The sequence below is a fragment of the Cobetia sp. 5-11-6-3 genome, from assembly GCF_013374055.1.
GTDB classification, from domain to species: domain Bacteria; phylum Pseudomonadota; class Gammaproteobacteria; order Pseudomonadales; family Halomonadaceae; genus Cobetia; species Cobetia marina.
Genome location: NZ_BLWJ01000011.1, coordinates 47182 through 68727, shown reverse-complemented (window position 1 = coordinate 68727; position 21546 = coordinate 47182). Strand labels below are relative to the sequence as shown.

Sequence of the window (21546 nt, the reverse complement as noted above, 5' to 3'; positions counted from 1 at the left end):
CCCGCGGTGTCTGAAATATCGACAGGCATGTCTGCTTTTATCCACACCACGATTACTCTTTTTTACATAAATATTTCGCTTTCCATCAACGCCACATCGACGCGACTTCTCTCGCTAGACAGCCGACATTTTCTGGTTAACATGGGCCTCGCTTTCACGGGGGGATAGAGAGAGGCGTCCGTCTGAAATGTGCATGCACATTTCTCATGACGACGGCGATGTCATCACCTCGAAAGCGAGCAATACGGTGGCCAGGGAATGCGGCCATGGCAGGAACACCTCAGGACGAGGCTGCGCCAGGGAAGATGCTACGGACGGTATCAGGGACGGCGCCCTGCACATCATGGAACAGGCGTGAGCTTGCTCACGCACACCACGACGCAACTCTCAGCAGCAGTGTTGCCGATGGTCAGAGACAGCACGGCATCCGGCATGCACGACGCTGGCCTTGGCCACCCATCACCGAGCCCAGTCATCGCAGCGCCCTGACTGGCAGATGACCGGCAATGCTCATCAAGGAGACTTCATATGCGCAAGTCACATATCGGCGCCATTCTCGGCCTGTCCGGTGCCCTGCTGTTGGCAGGCAACGCCATGGCGGAAGAGGAGGCACCTGCCGCTGGGCAGGCTGCGACGGGGACGACCGGCACGACCGGTACCACTGGCACGACCGGTACCACTGGCACGACCGGTACCACTGGCACGACCGGTACCACTGGCACGACCGGTACCACTGGCACGACCGGTACCACCGGCACGACTGGTACTACCGGCACGACCGGCACGACTGGCACCACCGGCACGACCGGTAGCGTTCCCACCGGCAGCGCCGCTGGCAGCGGCACGGCCAGCCAGAGCGCGTCCGGCAGCGTGACCCCGAGCACCAACGGCGGCAGCATCGCGGCCGGCGCGGCCACGGGCACCGTCGGTGGCGGGACGACCGGCACCACCGGTACCACCGGCACGACGGGTACCACCGGCTCTACCGGGACACGTTGATGACGTCGCGCTCCGCATCGCGTCGTTCAGGCGCGAATCATCGCCAATCGCCAGCCAGGCACCTTCCAGGCATCCGGCGCTCGCTGACGCTGCTGGGCATCACTGCCTGTGCCGTGTCAGTGAGCGGCTGTGCCCAGATAGTGGCCAGTTCGGTGGGCGATGCCTTCGGCAAGGATGACTTCGAGGCGGCGCGCGCCAGTGAACTGCCCTACGCCTCCCTCAAGTTCCTGCATGGCAACAACACGGCACTGGTCGTGCTGGCCACGCTCGAGGATGAGGGACGCATCGCGCGTTTCGAGAGCCAGGACCGCGGCATCATCGAACTGCGCGACGGCGTACTGTCCGCGACATCCGGCTTCACGCGAGACATCGCGGACAGGCATGAGCAAAGCACTACCGGGCGCGCCTTGGCGCGTCCGGCCTGGCTGATGGCTGACGACAGCCGCTATCGCGTCAGTGTCAGCGCCCTGAGCCCCTATCCTCGCCGGCTGGAGCGGGCAGATGCCGCTTCCTCCGGCAGTCAGCATCAAGATGACGTGCCGGTGATGCAGGTGCATGAAGCCGATGCACATCTGCGCTGTGAGGCCGCCGCGCCACACGCGCTGCCACTGGCCGAGCTGTCGCTGCAACACTGCACCGAGACCCTGGCATGGGACGATGGCCACACCACCACCAACGAGATATGGCGCGATGCCACTCGGGTGTGGGCCGCCGACATGACGGCCTGGCCGGACGGGCCACGCTTCGGCTGGGAGATCGCCAAGGCATGGTAATGCGCTTTTCACGACGTGATTCTGCTCGCCCCGCACACGATTCGGCCCGCGTCGAGGGACCGCTGCGCGCCCTCGCCCGCGCACTGCCCACGGGAGTGTGCCTGGCCGCCCTGCTGACCCCGACCCTCGCCCGGGCGAACGAGACGCCGCTGCCCTTCAGCGCCGCCAGCACGCCACTGGCCAGTCAGGTACTGGAACAGCAATGGTCCTCCCACCAGACACGCATGGCGCTGGACTGGCGCTACAGCTTCGTCAGCACGCCGCTGATTCGCCGGCAGATGGCCGCGACCGCCAACCGCCTGAGCGCCGAGATTGAACTGATCGCGGCTCGCTACGCGGTGGGCGCGCCCGAGGGCAGCTCTCGGGCCGCCTATGTCGAGGGGTTGCACGCCTGGCAGCGCTATCTCGATCAGGGCCGTCAACAGGGTGAGCCACGCAGCGTGCTGGCACGCCTGCCCGGCCAGCTGAATCCGCTCACTGACATGCGCGATGGCCCGCGGGCGATACGCATCGCCCCCGGCATGGTGATCGGCGCCTGTCAGGCTCCCCGCGACGTGGTGATCCTGGACGCCAGCGGCGTGCACCAGCGCCAGTGGAGCCCCGGCCTGACACTGGACGCCTTGATCGATGAGCGCCGCGCCGCCGACTCGCTGGGCCAGGCGGCACGGGCCAGCCTCGTCACCCCCCAGGGGCAGGTGCTCACGCGGCCCATCGCCAGCTGGAATCGCCTCACGCGTGGCGCAGCCGACCTGCCGGTCGCGCCGGGAGCCAGCCTGGTGATCCATACCCCCGGTATCGATACCGCGCAGCAATGGGTCAACGAGGCGCTGCCGCAATGGCTGGCCAGCCGCCTGCCCGGTGAGAACTGTCACAGCTGGCAGCTGGACGCCGCCTCGCTGCCGTCAGCGGACGACGAGCCGACAGCTCCCGGGACGTCAGGCAGTGACCCGCAAGCGCCGGCCCGCTAGCGGTCGTTCCCGGCACTGCCGGCATCGCCTCGATGTTTCTATCCTCCATACCCTCATTCACGCTCACGCGCCTGTCGCGCGGGAGCATGCGAGACGCCCATGTCGAGTCCCTTTCGCCCAGCCCATCCCTCCACGCGCCCCCGAGACGAGCAGCGCCCTGCTCCGGCACGCACCGGCTGGCTGGCGCTCGGCATGGCGGGAGGCCTGCTCGGCGCCCAGATCGCCCACGCCGCTACCGGGGAATCCCAGAGTGATTTCGGCGGCGTGGGGCTGATGCAGACTCCCACGGCACGCTTCGCCCCACAGGGCGAGCTGAGCTTCACCTACAGCCGTACCCAGCCCTACAAGCGCTTCAGCGTCAACGCCGCCCCCTTCGAGTGGATGGAGCTGGGCTTTCGCTATGTCTCGGTGGAAACGGTCAGCTACGGTGAGGCCGCCCCGGACCGCGACTACCTGGATAAATCCTTCGACACCAAGTTCCGGCTCTGGGAAGAGGACCGTTATCGCCCGGCACTTGCGGTGGGCCTGCGAGATCTCGGCGGTACAGGGCTGTTCAGCTCTGAATATCTGGTGGCCAGCAAGCGCTATGGTGATCTTGATGTCAGTCTGGGGCTTGGCTGGGGCTATCTGGGCACGCGGGGCGACTTCAGCAACCCGCTGGCGCTGGTGAGAAGCAGCCTCGAGACGCGCAGCGACACCACCAGCGACAACGGGGGCGACTTCCAGCTGGGCAGCATGTTCAGTGGCAGCCCGGCCGTCTTCGGCGGTATCGAATATCAGACGCCCTGGGACCCGCTGACCCTGATGCTGGAATACGAGGGCAACGACTACTCCGACGAGCCCCTGACGGTGGAGATAGACCAGGATTCACCGTTCAATCTGGGCGCGACGTTCAAGGTCAATGACAACCTGTCGCTGCATGGCGGCTGGGAGCGCGGCAACACCGCCATGCTGGGCCTGTCACTGTCCACCAATCTGGCGGGGCTGGCTCAGGCCAAGGATGACGGCACCCCGGAAGATGTCGCCCCCAGTCACCATTCGCGCTACCGCCATGACCAGACCCCGGAAGCCTTCCGGGTGCGCTCGCTGGATGCCGTCAATCGTGGGGACAGCGAGACAGTCCCGTCGGATCGCCCGCCACGTCCCGCCGGTGCCACGCCGACCTCAACGCCCTCGCTGGACGGTGGCGAGGCTGCGCCGCTCTCAACGACCTCGCTGGACGGCGACGAGGCTGCGCCGCTCTCAACGCCCTCGCCGACCGGCGACGAGGCTGCGCCGCTCTCAACGCCCTCGCCGACCGGCGACGAGGCTGCGCCTCAAGGCCGCCTGCTGACGCTGCCGACCTCCCCGAGTGCCACCACGGGCGAGCCCGCCGCAAGCCCGCCAGCGCCGATACGGCTGGAGGACGTCGACTGGCAGGCACTGGCCGCGACCCTGCGTGCCCAGACGGGGCTTGAAGTCTCCCGCCTGCGGGTAGAGGGCGAGACCTTGGTCATAGAGGCGGAGGCCACGCGCTTTCGCAAGGACCTGCAGGCCGAAGGCCGCGCCAATCGCGTACTGCACAACCGCCTGCCCGCCGAGATCACCCACTTCCGCTACCGCCTGAGCAGCAACGGCCTGGCGCTGCGCGAGGATGAGCATCCGCGAGAGGCCTTCGTCGCGGCCGCCAACGACAGACGTTTCGGTGCCGAGTACGAGCATTCCATCACCGCTCGCGCCGCCTCTCCCGCGCCTGACGACGACGCCAGCGCGGATGCCGCCACGCTGCTGGACAGGGAACCCGCCGGCTTCAACTGGGGATTCTCGCCCAACCTGAAACAAAACTTCGGCGGACCGGACGGCTATCTCTACCAGCTCAACCTGCAGCTGGATGCCCTGTGGCGCACCGATCGCAATGGCTGGTTCTCCGGCGTGGCCACCTATCAGCTGGCCGACAACTACGAGAACTACGAGTACATCGCCGACTCCGACCTGCCACGCGTGCGCACCTACGTCGGGGATTACGTCAAGGAGACCGATCTGGGCATCACCAATCTGCAGTACACCCGCACTCATCAGTTCGGGCGTGACTGGTATGCCCAGGCCTACGGCGGCATTCTCGAGATGATGTATGCCGGTGTCGGTGCCGAGGTGCTCTATCGCCCGATGAACAGCTCGCTGGCACTGGGGTTGGATATCAACCGCGTCCGCCAGCGGGAATTCGATCAGCAGTTCGGCCTGCGCGACTATTCCGTCACCACCGGCCATGCCACCGCCTACTGGCAGTCCGGCTGGCACGATGTGCTGGTCAAGGGCTCGGTGGGGCGCTATCTGGCCGGCGATATCGGCGCGACGCTGGATCTGTCCCGCCGCTTCTCCAACGGGGTCAGCGTCGGGGCCTGGGCAACCATGACCGATGCCGGCGATGACTATGGCGAGGGCAGCTTCGACAAGGGGCTCTACGTCAGCATTCCGCTGGACGCCTTCTTCACCACCTCCAGCAAGGGCAGTACCGGCTTTGCCTGGGCACCGCTGACCCGTGATGGTGGTGCGCGCCTCAATCGTCGCTACCAGCTCTATTACATGACCGATGACCGGGACCCCGAGGGCTACTGGGAAGGGATCGACAAGGTCTACAAGTAATCCGTGCGTGAGTATGTTTCACTGCCGGCTGAAGCGTGCCGATGATGGCACCTGACTCACTGTGGCTGACCCTGACCCGATGAATATTCCGATTACCGACGTATCGCCGTTCGCTACCGGCGATACGACACCTGTGAATCCCGAGATCACCTGCAGCAACTGCCAGGCCTGCTGCTGCAGGCTTGAGGTCATCCTGCTCACCGATACCGGCGTGCCGGACTATCTGATCGACGAGGATGAGTGGGGGGGCGAAGTCATGCGCCGCCTCGATGATGGCTGGTGTGCCGCCGTCGATCGCGAGACGCTGATGTGCACCATCTATGATCGCCGCCCCCAGCTATGCCGTGACTATGAGATGGGCAGCCCGGAATGCGAAGACGAGCGCAAGGAAAACGGTCTGGATCAGTGATCCGCCCTCCTGTCGCTCGTCGCCTGTCGCTTGAGTCAATCACTTGAGTCAGTCGCCTGAGCCGCCCTGGTTTCTGGCGTCTGGTGACTGGCCTCTGGCCGCTCCGGTGGCGAGAGCGGCCTGAACGCCGCGCTAGCCGGCGCTGACCTTCTCACCTGCCTGCTCCGCCGGCACATCGCCGCGTTGCTCAGGCGTGCACAGGGCGCGCATGTTGCCGTGCACTTCCACCTCGCGATGCCAGCTGAGCGCCTGCTCCAGGCAATGCGGGGTATGGCCGCCCCGCCGGCAGGCCTCCTCGAAGTAGGCCCGCAGCGCGGGACGATAGCGCGGGTCGGCGCAGTTCTCGATCACCAGCACCGCGCGTTCTCGCGGTGCCAGGCCCCGCAGATCCGCCAGGCCGTGTTCGGTCACCAGAATGTCCACGTCATGCTCGGTGTGATCCACGTGACTGACGAAGGGCACCACGCTCGAGATATCCCCGCCCTTGGCCAGTGACTTGGTGATGAACACCGAGAGCTGGGCATTGCGCGCGAAGTCCCCGGAGCCGCCGATACCGTTCATCATCCGCGTGCCGCACACGTGGGTGGAGTTGACGTTGCCGTAGATGTCGAATTCCAGCGCGGTATTCACGGCGATCACGCCGAGACGCCGCACGATGCCCGGATGATTGGACAGCTCCTGCGGACGCAGGATCAGACGGTCACGGTAACGCTCGAGGTCCTTCCACAGGGTGCGCCCGCGCTCCTCGGTGACGGTGATGGAGGAGCCGGAGGCGAAGTCGAGCTTGCCGGCATCCAGCAGATCGAAGGTGGAGTCCTGCAATACCTCCGAGTACATGGTGAGGTGCTCGAAGGGCCCCTCCTTCAGTCCGCTCATCACCGCGTTGGCCATGCTGCCGATCCCGGCCTGCAGCGGCAGCAACGCAGGCGTCAGACGCCCCAGCGTGACCTCCTGCTTGAGCAGTTCGACCAGATGGTCCGCCATCCGCCGGGTATCCTCATCCGGCGGGGTACAGGTCGAGGGGCTGTCCTTGCCACGCGTCAACACGATGGCGGCGATCCTGGCAGGGTCGATGGGGATGTACGGCGTGCCGATACGCGAATCCGGCGCCACCACCGGGATCGGCTGACGGCTGGGGCGCATCTGCGGAATGTAGATATCGTGCAGTCCCTCGAGTGCCGCCGGGGACTCGAGATTGAGCTCGATGATCACCTTGTCGGCCAGAATCGCGTAGCTGGCCGAATTGCCCACCGAGGTGGTCGGCACGATCCCGCCGTCGGTGGTGATGGCACTGGCCTCGACCACCGCGACGTCCATGTCACTCAGCTGATGGTTGCGCAGCAGCTCCACCGTCTCCGAGAGATGCTGATCCATGAACATCACTTCGCCGGCATTGATGGCACGGCGCAGCACCGGATCGACCTGGAACGGCATGCGCCGCGCCAGCATGTGGGCGTCCGCCATCTGACCGTCCAGGTCATTGCCCAGCGAGGCGCCGGTCATCAGCGTGATGGCGAACGGCTCGCGGCGCGCCTTCTCCACCAGCGCCAGCGGCAGGGCCTTGGCCTCCCCCGCCCGCGTGAAGCCGCTCATGCCCACCGTCATGCCATCGCGAATCAGCTCGGCGGCCTGGCTCGCGCTCATGTGGCGTGACTCCCATCCCTGCCAGCGACAGCGCCGGGCGAGCTCGCCATGCAGCGCCTCGTCAAGCTCCGTCACCTCCATGCGCGACAGCAGCGAGAACGACTGGCGAAAGGACTGGGCATCGGCCACGTCGCTCGCGGCAGGCGGTGCATCAACGAATCGGGACTTGGAAGAAGACACGGTACGGGTTCCTCGATGACAACGAACAAGGGGTAGGCAGCAAGTCGCGCAAACACCTCACGACACTGGTCAGGCTGTCATCCAGCATCCCACGCGCCGTGGCGGCGTCGCATCAGGCCTTGGTCGCAAGCCGGGGTCGCGCACTGAAACAGGACGGTGCGCTCCAAGCGACGCCCTGACGCGGGCCTGTCCCTGCCCTAGAAACACGAAGACCCGCTTCGAGGAGCGGGTCTTGCGATGCCAGGCAGGCCTGAGGAGAGCCCTGTCACGTCATGGCAGGCGTTACACCATGCCGTCGAGGTCCATGTTGTCGAAGCTTTCCGGGGCATCGGCGTAGCCGTAGAGCGTGTTGCGGCGCTGCAGGCGGAATTCGCCCAGCAGCTGCTCATAGCGGCGCGGCACCTCGGCATTGTCACGCGTGACGATGTACAGGTTCTCGTAGACGGCCTCGGTGAGCGGCATCTCGCGCACCTGGCGCTGCCACGGGGACGTCTCCAGCACCGTGCGCGAGACGACGGTGAAGCCCAGGCCACGTGCCACGGCATCCAGCACCATGCCGATGTCGTTGGTGAAACCCTGCTGCGGGAAGTGGCTCATCGAGCGGAATTCACCGGCGAAGTTCTCGCGCAGCAAGGCGCTGGCGTTGTTGACGCCGTCGGCGTAATTCATGAAGCCCAGCGCCATCAGCTCATTGAGACTGTTGCCGGCGAAGTCGGCGGGCACCACCAGGCACAGCGGCTCCTGATGCCACAGCTCGAAGTTGAGATCCGGATGCTTGACCGGCTCAGTGACGATGCCAAGATCGAAGCGCCCCGCCAGCACGTCCTGCACGATCTCGGAATTGAAGGCGAAGCTGTAGCTGACCGTCAGCCCCGGATGCTGCTGCTGATAGCCGAGCGTGAACGGATAGAACATCAGCCCGACGCTTGAGGGGCTGGCCACACGGCATTCCCCGCTGTCGGGCGAGTCATCATCCAGCGAGTGCATGAACTGGGTGTGCTCGGCAAACAGCTTGACGGAGTAGTCGTAACAGCGACGCCCCGCTGCGGTGAGCGAGAACTTGCGTCCCTGACGGTTGAGCAGCGAGCGCCCCAGGTACTGCTCCAGCTTGCGGATATGCTGGCTGACGCCGGGCTGGGTCATTTCCAGCTTGCGCGCGGTATGGGTAAAGCTGCCGGTCTCCACCAGGGTGATGAAGGTACGAAAATACTGGGCGTTGAACATGGAGGCACTGACCACTCACGAACGGGGGACGCGACTCGGCGCGTCGTGTTGCCGATAGCTGCCTGAATGTCTGCACAGGGCCACCGACCCGCAAAGGCCATGATTCTACCAGAGCCAGCCGCCATGCGCAGCGCTGCGCCGTGGCGCCCTCGCGTGTTAGCATCATCCTCATTGCCAGGTGCCGCTCTGGCTGCGTCTTTCGTGGGCGATGCCCGAATGACGCGGCAGGGCTCGGCGCCTTTCCTCTGCCCCGACCAGTCCTCGCGACTGGCCCGAATCACGAGATGCTCCAGATGCTTGATCCACTGGCCGCGCGCGGCGAAGCCATCCACAAGGCACTGCTCGCCATGGAAAGCGAATGCGCCGAAGTCGACCTCTTCCCGCTGGGATACATGATTCCCCAGGTGGAACTGGTTCTCGAGAACGCCGATTACGATGCCGCCGATGTGGTCGCGGAAGATTTTGACGCCACCTTCGAAGAGTGGATGCAGCACGCCTTTGCCCAGGACGGCATGAGCGTGGACGACCGCGAGCGCATCGCCGAACTCTGGGCAGAAGCCCGGAACCGCGCCCAGTCAGCCGTGGGCGCCTGACACAAGGAAGACGGTCATGAACTCTGTCACCAGTGAAGCTACCACCTACTCCCGCGATGCCAGCTCGACGCTGGTCTCCACCATCATCTCACCGGAAGGCAGCCTGGAAGTTCTCTCCCAGGATGAGGTCAATCGCCTGCGCGACACCTCCTCCAATGGCCTGCATGACATCCTGCGCCGCTGCGCGCTGGCGGTGCTCAACTGCGGCAGCCAGACCGATGACAGCGTCTCGGTGCTCAATGCCTACAAGGACTTCGAGATCGAGGTGCTGCAGCAGGATCGTGGCATCCGTCTGAAGCTCGACAATGCGCCGGGTGATGCCTTCGTGGATGGCAAGATGATCCGCGGCATTCGTGAGCACCTCTCGAGCGTGCTGCGCGATATCGTCTACGTGGCCAACGAGATCCAGAACACGCCCCGCTTCGATCTCTCCACCACCGAAGGCACCACCAACGCGGTGTTCCATATCCTGCGCAACGCCGGTGCCCTGAAGTCCTCGCGTGAACCGAGCCTCGTCACCTGCTGGGGTGGCCACTCGATCAATCGCGAGGAATACGAGTACACCAAGGACGTGGGCTATCACCTCGGCCTGCGCGAACTCGACATCTGCACCGGCTGTGGTCCCGGCGCGATGAAGGGCCCGATGAAGGGGGCCAACGTCGCGCATGCCAAGCAGCGTCGCAAGCAGGGCCGTTATCTGGGCATCTCGGAGCCGGGCATCATCGCCGCCGAGTCACCCAACCCGATCGTCAATGAACTGATCATCATGCCGGACATCGAGAAGCGCCTTGAGGCCTTCGTGCGGACCGCGCATGGCATCATCGTCTTCCCGGGCGGCGTGGGCACCGCGGAAGAGATTCTCTACCTGCTGGGTATCCTGCTGCATCCGGAAAACGAAGGCCTGCCGTTCCCGGTCATCTTCACCGGCCCGGCCTCCAGCGCCGACTACTTCCAGCAGATCGACGAGTTCATCACCTATACGCTGGGTGAGGAAGCGCGCTCGCGCTATACCATCATCATCGACAATCCGGTCGAGGTGGCGCGCACCATGCGAGGCGGCATCGATGACGTCGCGGAGTTCCGTCGTCAGCATCACGACGCCTTCTACTACAACTGGCGTCTGCATATCGCCCCGCACTTCCAGCAGCCCTTCGCGCCGACCCACGCCAACATGTCGAGCCTGGCGCTGCATCGCAACCAGCCGGTGCATGAGCTGGCCGCCAACCTGCGTCGTGCCTTCTCGGGCATCGTCGCCGGCAACGTCAAGAAGGAAGGCATCGAGGAGATCGAGCGCGATGGGCCCTTCCGCCTGACCGCCGAAGCCGAGCTGATGGAACGTCTCGACGCCCTGCTCACCTCCTTCGTGGCCCAGGGCCGCATGAAGCTGCCGGGCAGCGACTACGAGCCCTGCTACACGCTGTGCAAGTGAGGCCGTGACGCCCGGGCCATCAGCCCCGGGCCTGATACGACGACGCCCCCGACCATCACTGGCCGGGGGCGTCGTCGTTTGCGGCAGGCGGCAGACAGGGCTCAGTCGCTCTTGCGGCCCCGATGCATCCACAGACTGATGACATGCGCCACCAGCCCCAGTGTCAGGCCATCGACCAGCACTTCCAGCGCCCCTTCCCTGGGGCGGTCAAGCATCGGCGCGGCGAAGTTGAAGGCTGCCATCGCCGCCAGGCCCACCACCAGCCACACGAACACGCGACGCATCAGTCTCGGCACTTCGCCCTGGGCGACATCGGAGAGCTGGCGATAGATGTAGACCCCCAGCGCCGCGACGGCCACGGCAAAGCCACTGATCAGCATCAGGCGCGTGGTGTCACCGCTGAGCAGAAAACGCGGAATGTTGGCGACCATCACGATGGCGAGGCCCGCCAGCACGGAGACACGTTGCGGTGTCAGGTTGCGGGCGCGCGGATGATCAGGATTGAGTTTCGGCATGTGCAGCAGTCTCGAGGAAAGGTCGGGCAACGTGGAAATCGAACACGATGAAGAAGTCGGACGCCGGGCACGCCCGGCGTGACGGGGTCAGGCGGTCGCCGGCAGCGTCGGAATCCAGCTCTCGACCCACGGCAGGGCCGCGTCATCCGCCATGAAGGTCTCCATGGCATCGATCTCGAGGCGCTCGCCGTGGCGCGTGGCGCCCAGATCCGCCAGACGCTCGTCCAGCTGACGCCCGGCACCGCAGTAGGTCTCGCCGTAGGAGCTGTCGCCGAGAGCGATCAGACCATAACGCAGCCAGTCCAGCGCCGGTGACTGGGCCGAGAGCGCATTGAGGAAGCCGCTCAGGTTGCCCGGCACATCGCCACTGCCGGTGGTGGAGGTGACGAACAGCGCCAGATCCGGGCGTGTTTCCGTCAAGTCTTCCAGTGTCGGCTGGTCAAGCACTTCCACCGTATAGCCTGCCTGCTCGAACAGCGGTTGCACCTGCTCGGCCACATCCAGCGAGCCGCCATACATCGTGCCGACAAAAATCTTCAGAAGCGCCATGCATCCTTCCTTATTCGTACGATCACCCGCCACGGGCGGGAACGTGAGTGCGGTGCGAAGAGTCGTGCAGCGGCTCTCCGACATTTGGTCGCGATGGTAGCACAGCCTGCCCGCGGGACGCAGGCCGGCCGGGGCCCGCGCCATGGAGCACGCGCACTCCAAAGACAGGACAGCGCCACCGTGAAAACACGATGGCGCCGCTTTTTTCTTGCGCTGACGTTCTTGCGCTTACGTTCCTGCACAGACGTTCCTGCGCTGATGCCCTTGCATCGGTGCTGCCGTTGCCGCCGTGTCGCTACCTCGTTCTCTGGAGCGGGGCTACGCGTCAGTGAAGCCTCCCGGGGTGCGAGCCTGGATCACGACCGCTGGCGATGCCCTTCCGTCAGAGACACGCTGGCTGACAGCACCTTTTGATCAGAAGCGATACGCCGCCGACAGACGCACGTCACGCCCCGGGCTGGTGATGGCGCCCGGCGTGATGCCACGTGGGCTGTTGGTTTCCAGATAGAAGGTGTTCTGGTCGGAGTATTCCTTGTCGAACAGGTTGTAGATACCGGCCGTCAGAGTCAGGTCCGGCATGTCACCCGGCACCCAGCTGGCGTAGAGGTCATGCGTGGCGTAACCGGCACGCTCGCTCTGGTCATCCGGCAGGTCGGTGAGGCGCTCGTAGGCGGTCACGGTCCAGCCGAGAGTCAGCTGCGGGTCGGCGAAGGTGTAACGGTTGTCCAGGCTCCAGCGGTCTCCGGTCTGGTTGCCCAGCCCCATGTCATCCACCACGGTCTCGCCCTGGTTGTCTTCCAGGTCCATGGTCAGGTAGCCCAGCGTCATGTCCCAGCCGCCCAGTCCGTAGGTGGCTCGCGCCTCGACACCCTTGCTGGTGACGATACCTTCCATGTTGGTGATGGTGGTCACATCACCCGCCGACCCTTCGGTGATGTAGTTGTCGAAGTGGGTATCGAAGTAGGTGACTTCCAGTCCGGCGCGGTCACGCTGGGTGAGGATGCCCTCGCCTTTCCAGCGGGCACCGACCTCGGTGCTGCGCGAGGTCTCGGCCTCGAGACCCGGCTCGACCACCAGCGTCTCGCCCGGGCCGACGCCCCCGTCGATCAACAGGGCTTCGCGGCCCTTGTTGCCACGCACGGCCGTGGCATAGCCGGTGAACAGCTCGACACCCCCGCCGACACGCCAGTTGAGGCTCGCGTTGGGGCTGACATCGGTGTCATCCAGCGTCTCGCCATTGGCGTATTCGGTCCGGTAGTCATCGACCCGGGCACCGAAGGACAGATCCACCGCGCCGAGCGTCATGCGGTGCTGGGCGTAGAGCGCGATGTTGCGCGCCGTCTCGTCGAAGCCAGCGGTGCTGGATTCATCCTCGACGTAATCACTGCCCAGGGTCAGACGGTTGTTCATCGCCTCGGGGCCGAAGCGGAAGGTGTTGTTGAGATCCCCCCCGACACTCTCGACCTTGGCATTCGAGCTGGCCCCGGTAGCGAGGGACGTGCGGTCCACTTCCGTACTGGAGTGGAAGACATTGGCGTGCACATCCACCAGCCGCGAGCCCGGTTCGAAATCGTAGTTGGCGTTATAGGTGTCACGGCTCAGCTCGGTATCGACCTTGGCGTTGTTGAACGGCTGACACTCCATGTTGGGACGCACGCAGTAGATGCCGGTGTCCTCATTGTGCTCCGCGCTGAGTCGCAGGCTGTGCGCGCCCTGATCCAGCAGGCTGAACTTGCCGAAATAGCTGCGCTGATGACCGCCGGTACCCTCTTCCTCATCACCGCCGCCGGTGCGGTAGTCATCGCTGTTGCGTGCGCTGGTGGTGAACAGCAGCCCCGCGTTGGGCGCCACCTCCCCATACACCGACAGCGTGCCCTTGACGGCATCTGCCGCGGATTCCGTGCTGCCCTTCACCATGCCACCGACGCTCTGACCCGGCTTGAGCAGGTCCTGGGCATCCTTGGTCACGAACTTGATGCTGCCACCCAGCGCGTTCGGCCCGTTGTCCGCCGCCCCCGGCCCGGCCTGGACCTCGGCGCGCTTGAGCAGCTCCGGCTCGATGTTGAAGTTGGAGCTGTGGTGGAACAGGTAGCCGTTCTGGCTGGCGCCATCGATGCTGATGTTGAGGTTGGTATCTTCCAGCCCGCGCACGTAGAGCTTCTCGGAGGAGGCCGTGGTGCCGCCAACGGTGACGGAAGGCGTATCGCGGAAGATGTCCTTGAGATCACGCGCCTGATGCAGGGCAAGCTCTTCGCTGTCCACCACCGCCGTGGCCTCGAGGCGATCCTCCTCGACCTGCAGTGTCTGCATCTGCAGCGGCTCGGCATTGACCGTCCCGGCACACAGCAAGGCGATGGCCGCGACCAGCGGACGAGGAGTGAAGACCGTCGCGCGTGAAGCGCTGACGGTGTGGCGCGAAGAGAGGCAGACTGTCATGTGCGGAGCGTTCCCAAGATTAATAATAATAATGATTCTTCTTTGCAGTCGAGATAATGCACTTTCTTGCACATTTCCGTCATCTACCGTTTCTGCAACGCCTCTTCTCGAAACCTGCAACCGGGTGCCCTCCTCACGGGCACGCCCACTCGCCTCGCGCCCATCTGCCCCCTCGCCGATTCCCGATTTCTCGTGGCAGAAGGCCCCCCCCAGCCGCGCAAGGACCTGCCCTGCGCCTTGCCTCACGAAAAAGACACTTTTTCTCACCTGTCTGTCATCAGATACGGAACCATCTCCGGTCACTGACGTCTGAGCCGTCATGCCGCCAATGACGCCAGTCCCCCCGCCGTTGCGCATTCTGCCGAGGTGTCACGTTTCACGGAGATCGGAATTGCGCAATGCGTGCGACTTTGGATGCAACAATGACGGGATGGTGATATTGTTAGCCTGCTCAGAGTCACCATCATCCAGCGCCTGAAATCCGTTCTCGCGTTTCTGGCGCGGCACTGTGCGCGAAGCCGGGTTTCGAGACCGGTTTCAAGACCGGGCTTCAAGACCAGGCTTCAAGACTAGGCTTCAAGACTGAGCCCCAAGACCGGGCTTCACGAGCCGGCCGCAAGAGTTGAAGGCAAGAATCAAGTGCAAGACCTGTCGACGTGCGCTGCGGTGCACGACTGACAGGAGCGGTTGTTGATCGATGAGCGCGTCTTTGCCCGGGGCATCCCCCGCGGTACGAGGGGCACGGTCATCGACAGGCAATCCGTTGTGCAGCCCCTGCGCTGCGACGGGCCCGACATGGCCCGTACAAGGTGGGTGTTTCCCTGACGACACACCCCGACCCCCTGAACAACCGGACCTATTCGATGAGCGATATCGACGCCTATAACACCTTTCTGATGGTCGCGGATCTCGGCAGCCTGTCCCGTGCTGCCGAACGCCTGCGCCTGCCCAAATCCACCGTCAGCCGTCGCCTCGACGCCCTCGAGGGCCGCTTCGGCACTCGCCTGGTGGAACGCGGCCATCGCGGTATCCGCCTGTCGGAAGCGGGAGAGACTCTCTACCGCTACGCACGATCGATGGCCAACCTCGATGATGAAGCGCACCGCGCCATCGAGGATCGTCAGTCGGACCTCACCGGCACCATTCGGATCCACGCCACCCCAGCGCTGGGTCGTCACTTCCTGGGCCACGCTCTCACCAGCTTCCTGTCAGAGCATGACGGAGTCGATATCAAGCTGAAGCTGTGGCACAACGGTCGCGAGATTCTCGAGAACCAGCCGCATCTGGTCATCGGCTTCCCGCACCTGGCCGGCAGCACTCACGTCTTCCGCCCGCTGACCCAGTGGCAGCAAGCCGCCTACGCGGCCTCGCATGTCGAGCATCCCGAAGAACTGCCGTGGGGCGAGCTGGAACCGCTCGTCTCCGGCACCTCGCTCTCGCGTCACCCGGAAGACCCGCGCCCGAATCACATCCAGTCCGATGACCTCGAAGTCCTTACCGACTACGTCGCCGATGGTCTGATTCGCGCCGTGCTGCCCATCGACTGGGTCAACTCGCTCAGCGAGCGCAACGGCCAGTCCTTCAAGCGTCTGGAATGCGACGAGATCCCGCCGGTCGAGATCGGCATGCTGTTGCCGCGCGGCCCGATCCCGACCCGCGTGCGCATGCTCGCCGACTGGCTCGCCCGCGAGATCGGCAAGACAGAACCGGAGCGCGTCACCGCCAAGGCCGCCCGCCGCACCGTCAGCGAAGCCGCCACCACCACCGGTTGATGGCAGCGATGCCATGCTGTCGCCCTCCTCTCGCTTGAGATGAACCAGCGCAGCCCACAGCAAAAAGGCCAGCCCTCCGGGGCTGGCCTTTTGCGTTCTGGCTTGTCATGTTTAGCATATGATTACGCCATACCTGCACATGTAATCGCAAGCCTACTCGGATCCTAGCTCACACTGCCGTCGAAGCACTTGTCGACATCAATCACCTCGCTCCCAGTATCTATCAGCATTCGATTTACAATTTTATCTATGTGTCGAGAGAATAATTTGATCTAGTTTTTCGAATAGCATCCTAAAGCTATCAAATTCTTCGACAGGAAGGTTCGCACATCTATCAGCGAAGGTTTTCTTACTCCCTTTAATCTGGAACACACTTGCTCCCTCAATAATTGGATCATCTTTCATATCATTGACTTCTAGCACCTCATCAGAAAAATAATGCTCAATAACGAAATATCGTTGAGTAATCTTGTTCTGATTAACGAAATGTGCTCGATTATCTGGCACCGGTAGAAGCAGACCAAATATATCTTTCTCTCTATGGCGCCTTACCTCATTAGTGATCATATAGGGCTGAAACACATTTGAATTCAGCCCCTTATAGCTTTCATTACCCGCCTTATCATTATCAAACAACCCAATAATTCTGTGATCAAGTAAATTAGCTACGTATTCCAATGACCTCCTGACAGTATCAGCACTTCCAGTTCTTTCATTTTCATTAATTTGTATACCTGAAGCTATAAATATAAACGGAATTTCTATATTTCCAAAAATTTTCTCCCAAGCGGTCGTGAGGATTTTTTGGTCAGTTTTACCCTCCACTAGAACGATCGGCTTATCCTCAGCGCGTTCTATTGTAGTTAGAATGCTAGCCAAGCCTTCTTTCACAGTTGGAAAATCATCTATGGTTAGAGCTTTTAAGCTACCACTATCCTTTACAGTTTCATTAAGGAAGAATAACTCCCCTTCAGATACCTTACTAATCAATCGATCATTGTGAGAAATAACTAGCAACTGACTATCATTATGAGACTTCAATTCATCTATTAACTGCGATTGAAGATCAGAATGAATGTGTGAATCAGGCTCATCAATCAAGATCAAACAAATTCCGTCAATATTCCGCTCAATATATCCTAGCGTAGCAAAAATCTCTGCAACTTGTAGAAAACCGCTTCCCATCATCGAGAGTTCAAGCTCACGATGTGATGGACACTCTGCTGTAATTCTTACATATTCTTCATCTATTCTATTTTTATTTTTAAATTTTATTGAATACTCTTTTCCAAGTACCGTATTGAGCCGTCCCTCGAGATCTTGAAATTTTTCCGAAACCCTAGTGGCTTGAGTGTTTTCTGTTTTAAGAATTTTATTCCTTAAAACATCGTGCGACTTACCAATACTAATCTTTTTTTCAATTTGTGCGTTATTATAAAATGGTTCATTTTTATAAACAGTCGATACAGGACGAGTTTGATACAAAAATATAGCATTTTTTAACGAGCATGATTTTCCTCTAACATGGTTTGCGAACCTCTCAAACTCACTGAAATAATCATTATTATAGATTCGAAAATAGGAATTCTTGATTCCAGGCTTGTCAAACCTAATCATTAGAGAAAAAACATCTTGATCATCAGTAACAACTAATGTTATAGCAGCACTATTAACCCCAGGGTTAAAAAATATATCGTCATCATTAAACAGCCTAATATGATGAAAATCAGAAAAAGGCATATAGTAATTTGAGCTTGCCTTATAGAATTTCTTCCTATCTTTAGACTGGATAAGACTGTCATATGCTGATTTCCATAACAGCAATGCTTCAAATATAGTGCTTTTTCCTATGTTGTTTTCGCCTACAATGACATTGAAATTCTCATTGCAATCAATCTCAAGACTGTTGAAAGTCTTAAAATTCTCTAGCTTTATCTTGGAAATATACATTACCACTCCTTACACAGAGATAACATCAGCAATATACTGAAAGTATTCTAATCAAACTTACAATACAAGCTTTTTGCGATTTCCTTTAGCAACAGAATGCTCAAAAACTCACTCAAAACTTGTTATATTTAAGATATTTAAACTTATTGGCTTAAATATAACCACAAAAACATCGACAATCCTATATGAAAAAAACTTATAGAGCAAGATAGTCCTCGTGACTATATACATAGGCGCACTTCACTCAATCATTACATATGAGTCACTCATGGAACAAAAGCATCACTATCAATACCACATATACTCTTCACTATCACAATTGATTCAACTTATTGCTTAACATAGTATATCCGAGTAGTTGGAATAAGAACAGTATAGAAGAAGCCGCTAACACGATAGCCGTATATTGTTGCATTGCAACCACACCTATTACTACTAATAAATAATAATCCATCGATATACAAAACATGAAAGCTTTCCCTTTAGGGCTGGCCTTTTGCGTTCTGGCTTGTCATGTTTAGCATGTACTGAATCAACGACAGGCAGGGCTTCTCATGTGGCAACGCGACACTCTCACCCTCTCCGCCCGCAAGCGCGGTTTTCACCTCGTCAGTGACGAGGTGGAGCAGGCATTGGCCGAAATGCCACCGGCCAGTGTCGGCCTGCTGCATGTGCAGCTGCTGCACACCTCCGCCTCGCTGACCCTCAACGAGAACGCCGACCCCGACGTGCGTCACGACATGGACGCCTTCCTGCGCCGTCTGGTGCCCGGCAACCTGCCCTACTTCCGCCACACCCTCGAAGGCGATGACGACATGCCCGCCCATGTACTCGCCAGCCTGCTCGGCACCCAACTCACCCTGCCCGTCGAAGCCCGCCGCGGCGTCAACCGCCTCGCCCTCGGCACCTGGCAAGGCATCTGGCTCGGTGAACACCGCGACCACGGCGGCAGCCGCAGGTTGTGTCTGACGCTGAGTGGAGAATGAAAAAAGGCCGCAAGTGATCGCGGCCTTTTGGGTCTTCAGAAGCTACTGAAACACGGGTTTATCGCGTCGAATCCTCGTCCCCTACCGTACCGCCCATCGGGTCGATGGATTTGCTGGAGGGGTATTTGAAGGAGGCGTAGCGTACGGCGAGTACCGAGAGGGCGAGGAAGAAGATGCCGCCGCAGAGGTAGAGCAGGCCGATATCGGGGGCCTTGTGGTGGGAGACATCGCCGATGAGGTAGCGCGTCAGCGCGGTGATGGCGATGTAGAGCAGGAAACGGATCGGCAGGTGGTTGGTCTTGAAGTAGATACCGACCATCGCGCCGAGTTCGAGATAGATGAACAGCAGCAGGATGTCATCGACGCTGGCCGAGCCCTTGGCGAACATCTCGAAGAAGGCCGACACCGAGGCAATGGCGATGGCCCCGCCGATGGCGAACAGGCCCAGATAATGAAAGCCTTCGACCAGGAAGTTGCCGATCGAGTTGGCTTGTTCGTGCATGCGTTCCCGGTGCTTGTCTAGCCGCTTCATGCCTTGTGTCCTCGAAGAGGGATGATGAGAAAGAGGCAGCAAGAACGGTGCCACCCGGTCGCAGCATCACGGATTCTGACGCTGAGGCAATGCGCAGGCGCGGCGTCTACCAGCCGAGGGTCTGCTTGACGAAGGGAATGGTGAGCTTGCGCTGGGCGGAGAGCGAGGCGTTGTCGAGCTCGATCATCGCGGCGAACAGACCCGGCAGGCTGCGCGGCCCACGATGCAGGATGTAGCGGGCGACTTCATCGGGCAGCGCGAGGCCGTGGTCCTTGGCGCGCAGCTTGAGCGCCTCGAGACGCTGGCCATCATCCAGCCCGGAGAGGTGGAAGGTGACGCCCCAGGAGAGGCGTGAGGCCAGGTCCGGCAGGGTGACGGGAAGCAGGCGCGGCGCACAGTTGGCGCTGACCAGCAGGTGGCGGCCACTGTCACGCAGGCGGTTGTAGAGGTGGAACAGCGCCTCTTCCCAGCGCTTGCGGCCGATCACGCTCTCGAGGTCGTCGATGGCGACCAGATCCATCTCGTCCAACCCCTCCAGCATGTGCGGCGGGAAGTGGCCAATCTCCTTGAGCGGCAGGTAGAAGGCACGCTTGCCCTGCTCTCCCGCCAGATGGCATGCCGCCTGCAACAGATGGCTACGCCCACTCTGCTCACCGCCCCATAGATAGACGAAGGGCTCCCCGCCGTCAGCAAGCTGCCCCTTGAGGGCCTCTGCCAGCGAGGTGGAGGTGAAGTGGTAGTTGTCGAAGGTCGCGGCGTCGCGTACCCCGACGCCGAGTGCCATCTGTCCCTGTGTCATTGCCATCCGTCATGCTGGTTGTTGTTGCCGTGATCTCTCTCGATCACTGGGTATCCTCTGCCGCCGAAGACGCGGGTGGCTCACTGGCGGCCACGGGGCGAGAATCACGCTGTTGATCATATAAAGTACTGTTTTTATAGCGATCATGCAGATAACGCAAGAGCACCATGATCACGGCGGCTACCGGCAGCGCCAGCAGAATGCCCGTGAACCCGAACAGCTGCCCGCCGGCCATGACGGCAAAGATGACCGCCACGGGGTGCAGGCCAATCTTGTCGCCCAGCAGCAGGGGTTGCAACACCACGCCTTCCAGCAGCTGCCCCAGCGCGAAGACACCGCCCACCGCCAGCAGCGCCCACCACTCGCCGAACTGGAAGAAGGCCACCGTCGCCGCGATCAACACTCCGACGATGACGCCCAGATACGGCACGATACTCGCAAGCCCCGCCACCAGCCCGATGAGCAGCGCGAACTTGAGGCCGATGATGGCAAGGCCGATGGCATAGACGATGCCCAGACTCAGCATCACCAGCAGCTGCCCGCGCAGGAAGGCACCCAGCACCTCGTCGCAGTCATGGGCCAGCCGCGTGGCGGTCGGCTCCATGTGGCGCGGCAGGAGCCCCTGCAGCTTCTCCTTCATACGGTCCCAGTCGAGCAGCAGATAGAAGGTGACGACGGGAATCAGCGCCAGGTTGCCCAGCCAGATGGCCATGGCGAGCCCGGATTTGGAGACGGTGCCCAAAAAGGCGGCGGCGAAGGTACCGGTTTCCTTCCAGTTGCCCAGCAGCAGCGAGCGCACCTGATCGAAATCGGCGCTGAAATCCATGCCGGTGAAGGCCTGCACTTCCGGCAGGATCGTCTCGCGTATCCAGTTGAAGACCATCGGCATGAAGCTGATCAACTGCGCCAGCTGACGCCCGAGCAGCGGCACCAGAATGAGCAGCGCGATCAGTAGCACCACCGAGAGCACGCTGAACACCAGGCTGACGGCCAGTCGGCGCGACAGGCCCTTCTCTTCCAGCCAGTCGGCCAGCGGGTCGCCCAGATAGGCGAGAATCATGCCGATGAAGAACGGCATCAGAATCGGCTCCAGCAGAACCAGCAACCCGAGCAGGGCCACGCCTGCGGCCAGCAACCACCATTTACGCTGCATCATCACTCCTTGA

The 21546-nt window shown here is 61.4% G+C and carries 18 protein-coding genes; 9 read left to right on the top strand and 9 right to left on the bottom strand.

What is annotated here, in order from left to right:
* Positions 1-528 precede the first annotated feature (528 nt).
* From HXS66_RS15730 to HXS66_RS15710, 5 genes are all read left to right on the top strand, one after another.
* Positions 529-999: a hypothetical protein gene (locus tag HXS66_RS15730; RefSeq protein WP_176504007.1), complete on the top strand. Its 471-nt coding sequence runs from the start codon at positions 529-531 to the stop codon at positions 997-999.
* Positions 999-1772: a YjbF family lipoprotein gene (locus HXS66_RS15725; RefSeq protein ID WP_077374126.1), complete on the top strand. Its 774-nt coding sequence runs from the start codon at positions 999-1001 to the stop codon at positions 1770-1772. The genes HXS66_RS15730 and HXS66_RS15725 overlap by 1 nt, the downstream gene beginning before the upstream one ends.
* The gene (locus HXS66_RS15720; RefSeq protein ID WP_176504006.1) at positions 1772-2740 is read left to right on the top strand and encodes a hypothetical protein; all 969 of its coding nucleotides are present in this window, start codon (positions 1772-1774) and stop codon (positions 2738-2740) included. The genes HXS66_RS15725 and HXS66_RS15720 overlap by 1 nt, the downstream gene beginning before the upstream one ends.
* Positions 2741-2839: 99 nt before the next feature.
* The gene (locus tag HXS66_RS15715) at positions 2840-5362 is read left to right on the top strand and encodes a YjbH domain-containing protein (protein WP_176504005.1); all 2523 of its coding nucleotides are present in this window, start codon (positions 2840-2842) and stop codon (positions 5360-5362) included.
* A gap of 79 nt (positions 5363-5441) precedes the next feature.
* The gene (locus HXS66_RS15710; protein ID WP_077374131.1) at positions 5442-5771 is read left to right on the top strand and encodes a YkgJ family cysteine cluster protein; all 330 of its coding nucleotides are present in this window, start codon (positions 5442-5444) and stop codon (positions 5769-5771) included.
* 132 nt (positions 5772-5903) lie between these two features.
* Here HXS66_RS15710 and HXS66_RS15705 read toward each other — a convergent pair whose 3' ends face one another.
* Together HXS66_RS15705 and HXS66_RS15700 are read right to left on the bottom strand one after the other, a co-directional pair.
* Positions 5904-7595 carry an acetyl-CoA hydrolase/transferase family protein gene (locus HXS66_RS15705; RefSeq protein ID WP_255303308.1) on the bottom strand — a complete coding sequence of 564 codons (1692 nt, stop codon included), beginning with the start codon at positions 7593-7595 and terminating at the stop codon, positions 5904-5906.
* A 282-nt stretch (positions 7596-7877) separates the two neighbouring features.
* Positions 7878-8819 (bottom strand): LysR family transcriptional regulator, encoded by a 942-nt coding sequence (locus HXS66_RS15700; protein ID WP_077374134.1) that lies wholly within the window; start codon positions 8817-8819, stop codon positions 7878-7880.
* 293 nt (positions 8820-9112) lie between these two features.
* On the opposite strand from HXS66_RS15700, the gene HXS66_RS15695 reads away from it, so the two are divergent.
* Together HXS66_RS15695 and ppnN are read left to right on the top strand one after the other, a co-directional pair.
* Positions 9113-9412 carry a hypothetical protein gene (locus HXS66_RS15695; RefSeq protein WP_077374137.1) on the top strand — a complete coding sequence of 100 codons (300 nt, stop codon included), beginning with the start codon at positions 9113-9115 and terminating at the stop codon, positions 9410-9412.
* Positions 9413-9428: 16 nt separating this feature from the next.
* The gene (ppnN, locus tag HXS66_RS15690) at positions 9429-10841 is read left to right on the top strand and encodes a nucleotide 5'-monophosphate nucleosidase PpnN (RefSeq protein WP_077374140.1); all 1413 of its coding nucleotides are present in this window, start codon (positions 9429-9431) and stop codon (positions 10839-10841) included.
* A gap of 101 nt (positions 10842-10942) precedes the next feature.
* On the opposite strand, the gene HXS66_RS15685 is transcribed toward ppnN, so the two are convergent.
* The 3 genes from HXS66_RS15685 to HXS66_RS15675 form a co-directional block, all read right to left on the bottom strand.
* Positions 10943-11356, bottom strand: coding sequence for a hypothetical protein (locus HXS66_RS15685; RefSeq protein WP_077374143.1), 414 nt, complete (start codon positions 11354-11356; stop codon positions 10943-10945).
* 87 nt (positions 11357-11443) lie between these two features.
* A complete protein-coding gene (locus HXS66_RS15680; protein WP_077374146.1) occupies positions 11444-11905 on the bottom strand; it encodes a flavodoxin domain-containing protein in 462 nt (153 codons plus the stop codon).
* A 414-nt stretch (positions 11906-12319) separates the two neighbouring features.
* On the bottom strand, positions 12320-14341 hold the full coding sequence (locus tag HXS66_RS15675) for a TonB-dependent receptor domain-containing protein (protein ID WP_176504004.1): 2022 nt from the start codon (positions 14339-14341) through the stop codon (positions 12320-12322).
* An 863-nt stretch (positions 14342-15204) separates the two neighbouring features.
* Between HXS66_RS15675 and HXS66_RS15670 the strand changes: the two genes are divergently transcribed.
* On the top strand, positions 15205-16113 hold the full coding sequence (locus tag HXS66_RS15670) for a LysR family transcriptional regulator (protein ID WP_176504003.1): 909 nt from the start codon (positions 15205-15207) through the stop codon (positions 16111-16113).
* 243 nt (positions 16114-16356) lie between these two features.
* Here HXS66_RS15670 and HXS66_RS15665 read toward each other — a convergent pair whose 3' ends face one another.
* Positions 16357-18063: an ATP-dependent endonuclease gene (locus tag HXS66_RS15665; RefSeq protein ID WP_176504002.1), complete on the bottom strand. Its 1707-nt coding sequence runs from the start codon at positions 18061-18063 to the stop codon at positions 16357-16359.
* A gap of 554 nt (positions 18064-18617) precedes the next feature.
* Here HXS66_RS15665 and HXS66_RS15660 point away from each other — a divergent pair.
* Positions 18618-19049 carry a secondary thiamine-phosphate synthase enzyme YjbQ gene (locus tag HXS66_RS15660; protein ID WP_176504001.1) on the top strand — a complete coding sequence of 144 codons (432 nt, stop codon included), beginning with the start codon at positions 18618-18620 and terminating at the stop codon, positions 19047-19049.
* A 58-nt stretch (positions 19050-19107) separates the two neighbouring features.
* On the opposite strand, the gene HXS66_RS15655 is transcribed toward HXS66_RS15660, so the two are convergent.
* From HXS66_RS15655 to HXS66_RS15645, 3 genes are all read right to left on the bottom strand, one after another.
* Positions 19108-19581, bottom strand: coding sequence for a phosphate-starvation-inducible protein PsiE (locus tag HXS66_RS15655; RefSeq protein WP_141392605.1), 474 nt, complete (start codon positions 19579-19581; stop codon positions 19108-19110).
* Positions 19582-19687: 106 nt separating this feature from the next.
* The gene (hda, locus tag HXS66_RS15650) at positions 19688-20386 is read right to left on the bottom strand and encodes a DnaA regulatory inactivator Hda (protein ID WP_176504000.1); all 699 of its coding nucleotides are present in this window, start codon (positions 20384-20386) and stop codon (positions 19688-19690) included.
* 37 nt (positions 20387-20423) lie between these two features.
* On the bottom strand, positions 20424-21533 hold the full coding sequence (locus tag HXS66_RS15645) for an AI-2E family transporter (protein WP_127734819.1): 1110 nt from the start codon (positions 21531-21533) through the stop codon (positions 20424-20426).
* Positions 21534-21546 lie beyond the last annotated feature (13 nt).